We start from the raw sequence: 5327 nt of genomic DNA on the forward strand, positions 1-5327 counted from the left end.
ATAATTAATAACTCTCAAACATAAAAGGAGATGAAACTACTGTGAATTTAGCCGAGGGCGTTCAAATAGTATCTTTTGGCATTTTAGCAGCCCTGGTAATCGGGACAGCTTTAGGCGTGGTACTATTATCTAATATCGTTTATTCCGCCTTTTTATTGGGCGGTGTTTTTATCAGCATTTCCGGTTTATATCTCTTACTAAATGCTGATTTTGTAGCGGCGGCACAAATTCTAATTTTTGTGGGCGCAATTAACGTTTTAATTCTCTTTGCCATTATGCTTGTTAACAAGCAAGAGGACTTTTCTGATATTCCTAAACGTTGGATTCGTCAGGCATCTACTGCTTTAGTTTGTGTGGGTTTATTTGTACTGTTATCAACCATGGTTTTAATCACACCTTGGTCAATTTCTACCACTTCTCCCGCCGTTGTGACTAATACTTTAGTAGAAATCGGTAAGCATTTCTTTAGTGATTTCTTGCTACCCTTTGAATTAGCTTCCGTGCTATTATTAATGGCCATGGTCGGAGCAATTATTTTAGCTCGTCGTGACCTTATCCCCACCCTAAAAGCTGAAGAACCTACGGCCACAGCTTTAACATTACCCGAACGACCTAGAGAATTAACCGCCCCTAAATAAGACCAAAGAAAGAGGTATCATGCAGATTCAGTTAGAGTATTATTTGTTATTAGCGGCGGCTTTATTTTGTATCGGAATTTACGGTTTAGTCACCAGTCGCAATGCCGTCCGGGTTTTAATGTCGATCGAATTGATGCTCAATTCTGTTAACATTAACTTAATGGGTTTTTCCAACTATCTTGACCCCGCTAATATCCGAGGCCAAATTTTTACTATTTTCGTGATTACCGTAGCGGCAGCCGAGGCAGCCGTGGGTTTAGCGATTATCCTGACTATCTATCGTAACCGCGACACGATCGATATGGAACAGTTTAATCTGCTCAAATGGTAAGCTTTTAAATAGGGTTTGCTGAATAAATCTAAAAACCTTGTTGGATAAGGTTTTTAAACTTTTTTTCCCTCAAAAAGTGCCGACCATTGGGGTGAACCCCACACCCCACACCCCACACCCCACACCCTGTCCCCACGAAAAACTTTTTCAGCCAACCCTAAATATTTACCCCCCCTCTCTCCCTTTTTTGGGGAGAGTTTTTTTTGGCTAATTTTTCCTGTTAACGGGGATAAATCTCGGTGACAACTCGATCGGGGGAACTACTGGTAACAACAATGTTATTATCTTCTAAAGTGCCGATCGCTTTATCGCCAGTGAGATTAAATTTTGGTTCCTGTTGTTCATAGATAATATTCCCCTCGGCCTCGACAATTTTTTCCGACATTTTCCAAGTTAAGATCTGACTATACAATTGCGCCCCAGTTTTCTGATTAATTCCCTTAACCCCATCCTTGAGATAAGCGATACGATTGCCTAATTCCACCACCACACGATTACCAGTAATAGTGATTTGATCTTGATATTGAAAAATTTCCGTGGGGCGATCGGAAGTTAAGGTACGATTTTGATAGTTCCAAATTGCCTGAGAACCAGAAATCTGTAAAGGTGGTTCTAAAGAGCGATATTCGAGGTTTTCTTGCAGGATAACCTGATTATTTTTTCTTTCCCAACGACCGCCGATAGCAGTAAGGCGATCGATAATAGTTTTATCAATATAGCGATCAAAAGCGACTTTTTGATCGGTACTAATGACTTGTTGAGGAATTTCCCAGTACAGGCGCTCGGTTTGCAGGACGACACGAGATTCCTTGGCGGTAGCCACCACTTGACCTTGTAATTCTAGTTTTTCTTGGCGCGTGTCGTAGCGTCCTTGGCGGGCCTTGGCTTCTAGTTGTAGATGACTACCTTTGATCCCTTTGGAGGAGATTAAAATACCTTCCTTGGGTAGCCAACGCAATTCCGGCGCGTTAATAATGGCTTTATTGCGGGGATCCACAGCCACAATATTATCTTTGAGGAGAATTTCCTGGCCTTCCTTGTAAACTTCCCCTCGGTCAGCACTAACCTGTAAAACTACTTTCCCATCTTGATAGATATTACCCTTGATATTTTCCAGACGGGCAATTTTTTGGTCTTGGGTGTAGGTAGCTTTTTTGACTTGAATTTTCCAAAGGGGTTGTCCCGAAGGGTTAGCCTGTTCTAAGGTGGCATTATTGAGAATTAAGCGGCCAGTTTCTTCAATTTTAGGCGATTCTGTCGGCGAAATTTTCGGCGGATCGGGAGGTTGACAGGCCGTTAATCCCAGCAAACCGATTAGGAGGGCAGCCCCGCGCCCAATTGATAGTTTTAATTGTAACCGCTGCCTCAATTTCGATCGCTCCGCTGCTATTTTCTCTCCTCCCAGTGTAGGGTAAGGGGTCGCCCCTTGACCGAGCGGTATTGTTAATCGCTAGTTTTGCTGGGAAAAACCCCCGGTTGAACGGTGAGAGTTTGTTGTTTACCCCTGCGGTTAATCTCGATTTCCAGATTACCACCGATCGCACTGGTTTCCACACCTTGCTGCACATCCGAAGCGGTTTTAACGGGGTTTCCTGCCACAGTTTCGATGATATCACCCGCTTGCATTCCGGCTTTTTGGGCGGGGGAATTTTCCACCACTCGCAGGACGATTACCCCTTCATTTTGGTCAATATTAAAGTTTAATTCTTTAGTTTCGTTCAATTGCTGCCGTAATTCTGGGTTTAGCGTCACCATGTGGATACCGATGTAGGGATGTTCCGCTTTACCCTTGCTAGATAGCTGTCCCGCCACTTTTTGGGCGGTTTCGATGGGAATGGCAAACCCTAAACCCTGAGCATCGGCCCGAATTGCCGTATTAATGCCGATAACTTCCCCCTTGGCGTTTAGCAACGGGCCGCCGGAATTGCCGGGGTTAATAGCGGCATCGGTTTGAATAAAACGAACCCGTTTATCGGGAACCCCCACTTCGCTGCTAGTCCGGCCCAAGGCACTAATAATGCCCACCGTAACAGTATTATCTAAGCCTAGGGGATTGCCAATAGCGATCGCCCACTCCCCAGGGATTAAAGTTTCGGCCTTGCCAAAAGTCACCGTCGGTAAATTTTTCGCCTCGATTTTCACCAGGGCCACATCGGTCATATTGTCAACCCCCAGGACTTTACCTTGATGAGTTTGACCGTTTTTCAAAGTCACTTTTACTTGGGTTGTCCCTTCCACCACATGGGCATTAGTTAAAAGTAGTCCATCTGTACTGACAATAAACCCAGAACCGGTTCCCCGTTCCAAATGCTCCCTGGGAATCGGCACTTCATTGCCAAAAAAGCGCCGAAAAAAGGGCTGTTTAAATTCTTCGGGAATTTGGTCGGCCACTTCCCGGGCCGAGTCAATCCGCACCACCGCCGGCCCGACTTTCTGCACGGCCTGGGCGATAAAATTAACATTGCCGTCGGTTTGGGGAATAACAGGGAGAGAGAGGGAAGCGGGGAGGATTGCCGGCGGTTTATTTACCTCTAGGGGTGCTTTTCTGCTTAAATACTGATTTCCTAGCACACCCACAGTACCACCTAGGGCGAGTAATCCCAGTGAAATCCCCAATCTTGTCAATAAACCCATAAGCTCTAGCCCTAAAATGTCGTGTGCGGTAGAATCGGCCCCAAACTTACCTATATTATAGGCTGTCTTTTTTGTCAGTAGGAAAGAATCAATGGGAACTTACCCCGTTTACGGGTCTTCTTTTAGGGGTAAAATCACGAAACAGCTATGAGAATCTCAGTTCATGCAATTGTTTGATCGCATCCGTTTAGGGATAGCCGTAGCGGTGGCTAAAACCGTTACTGCTGTGGTTAAAGGACTCCGTTTAGGGGCTGCCAGCGTCCTGCCGGGGGAAATTGCCCGTCGTCTCCATCCCCGTTTGTTACCGCTACTCTGTGGGCAAGTCCGACGGGGGGTAATCTTGGTGGTTGGCACGAATGGAAAAACTACCACTTCCCTACTCCTAAGAACTATTCTAGAGCGTCAGGGGGCAAAAGTCACCCATAATACCACTGGGGCAAATTTAATTAATGGTTTAATCACTGCTTTATTAGCCGATGCCAATTTATTCGGCACTTTAAAGGCTGATTATGCCATTTTAGAAGTGGATGAAAATATTCTACCTTTGGTTTTAAAAGATTGTCGTCCTCGCGCTATTTTAGCTCTAAATTTGTTTCGCGATCAACTCGATCGCTATGGGGAAGTGGATACGATTAGTCGCCGTTGGCAAGGGGCCATATCTCCCCTACCCACCGATACTTTAGTGATTCTCAATGCTGATGATCCGACTCTTTCCCATTTGGGTCAACAACTGCCCCAAAGAGTTGTATATTTTGGCTTAAGTGAGCCAGAATTATATCTAGAAGAAATTCCCCACGCTGTCGATTCTATTTACTGTCCTAAATGTGGTGCTTCTTTGGATTATCGCGGGGTTTATCTCTCCCATTTAGGGGATTTTAGTTGTCCTAGTTGTGGCTTTAAAAAGAGTAATCCTGCTTTTCATAGTCACGATTGGCCGCAGATTTTAATCGGTGTTTATAATAAATATAATACTTTGGCGGCGGGTTTAGTAGCCCAGGAATTAGGGATTAAAGATCGAGAAATTTTTGAGACAGTTCAGGGTTTTAAAGCGGCTTTTGGTCGAGCGGAAGAATTAGAAATTGAGGGTAAAAAAGTTAGGATTTTACTGTCTAAAAATCCTGTGGGTATGAATGAAACAATTCGCGCGGTGGCTGATATTTTACAGAAAGAAAAGTCTTCTACTACTCTCTTAGTTCTCAATGATCGCATCCCCGACGGTACGGATGTTTCTTGGATTTGGGATGTGGATACGGAAAAATTAACCCGTTTGGGAACAACTTTAGTAGTAACGGGCGATCGACTTTATGACATGGCTTTACGCTTACAATATAGTCAGGATAGTCTCGCTTATCCCGTTAATTTAATTGTTGAATCTGATCTAAAAAAAGCGATCCAAATTGCCCTTAATAACACCAAAAATGAGGAAACTTTACATATTTTACCCACCTATTCTGCTATGTTAGAAGTACGAGAGATTCTCACGGGACGAAAGATTTTGTAGAAATTAGAAAAGAGTGAAGATTGGTGTTAGGTGTTGGTGTGGTCACTGCGTACGCGTTGCGGGGGGTTTTAGGGTGTTAGGGTTTTAGGGTTTTAGTTGAAATTCCCCACTTCCCCACTTCCCCACTTCCCCACTTCCCCATTCCCCCATTTCCCCCTTTTCCCCTTCCCCCCTTTCCCCCTAAAAATTATTCAAGTACTAGAAATTAAAATTGGCTTGGTAT

General features: G+C 44.3%; 5 protein-coding genes. 3 read left to right on the forward strand and 2 right to left on the reverse strand.

Annotated features, from left to right (window positions below):
* Nucleotides 1-41: 41 nt before the first annotated feature.
* Nucleotides 42-638 carry an NADH-quinone oxidoreductase subunit J gene (locus PX636_RS16275; protein WP_288117840.1) on the forward strand — a complete coding sequence of 199 codons (597 nt, stop codon included), beginning with the start codon at nt 42-44 and terminating at the stop codon, nt 636-638.
* Nucleotides 639-663: 25 nt separating this feature from the next.
* Nucleotides 664-969, forward strand: coding sequence for an NADH-quinone oxidoreductase subunit NuoK (nuoK, locus tag PX636_RS16280; RefSeq protein WP_197533180.1), 306 nt, complete (start codon nt 664-666; stop codon nt 967-969).
* A gap of 220 nt (nt 970-1189) precedes the next feature.
* On the opposite strand, the gene lptC is transcribed toward nuoK, so the two are convergent.
* Both lptC and PX636_RS16290 read right to left on the reverse strand, forming a co-directional pair.
* A complete protein-coding gene (gene lptC, locus PX636_RS16285; protein WP_061432410.1) occupies nt 1190-2338 on the reverse strand; it encodes an LPS export ABC transporter periplasmic protein LptC in 1149 nt (382 codons plus the stop codon).
* A 74-nt stretch (nt 2339-2412) separates the two neighbouring features.
* Complete coding sequence (locus PX636_RS16290) at nt 2413-3603, reverse strand: HhoA/HhoB/HtrA family serine endopeptidase (protein ID WP_288117842.1); 1191 nt, start codon at nt 3601-3603, stop codon at nt 2413-2415.
* A 163-nt stretch (nt 3604-3766) separates the two neighbouring features.
* On the opposite strand from PX636_RS16290, the gene PX636_RS16295 reads away from it, so the two are divergent.
* Nucleotides 3767-5104 (forward strand): Mur ligase family protein, encoded by a 1338-nt coding sequence (locus tag PX636_RS16295; RefSeq protein ID WP_002776995.1) that lies wholly within the window; start codon nt 3767-3769, stop codon nt 5102-5104.
* The last annotated feature ends 223 nt before the right edge of the window (nt 5105-5327 follow it).

It is taken from the genome of Microcystis sp. M53598_WE2 (assembly GCF_030067735.1).
GTDB lineage: Bacteria > Cyanobacteriota > Cyanobacteriia > Cyanobacteriales > Microcystaceae > Microcystis > Microcystis aeruginosa.

What these genes read in the sequence shown, in the direction of transcription:
- PX636_RS16290 (WP_288117842.1), bottom strand. Translation starts at nt 3,603, where the DNA reads ATGGGTTTATTGACAAGATTGGGGATTTCACTGGGATTACTCGCCCTA.
- PX636_RS16295 (WP_002776995.1), top strand. Translation starts at nt 3,767, where the DNA reads ATGCAATTGTTTGATCGCATCCGTTTAGGGATAGCCGTAGCGGTGGCT.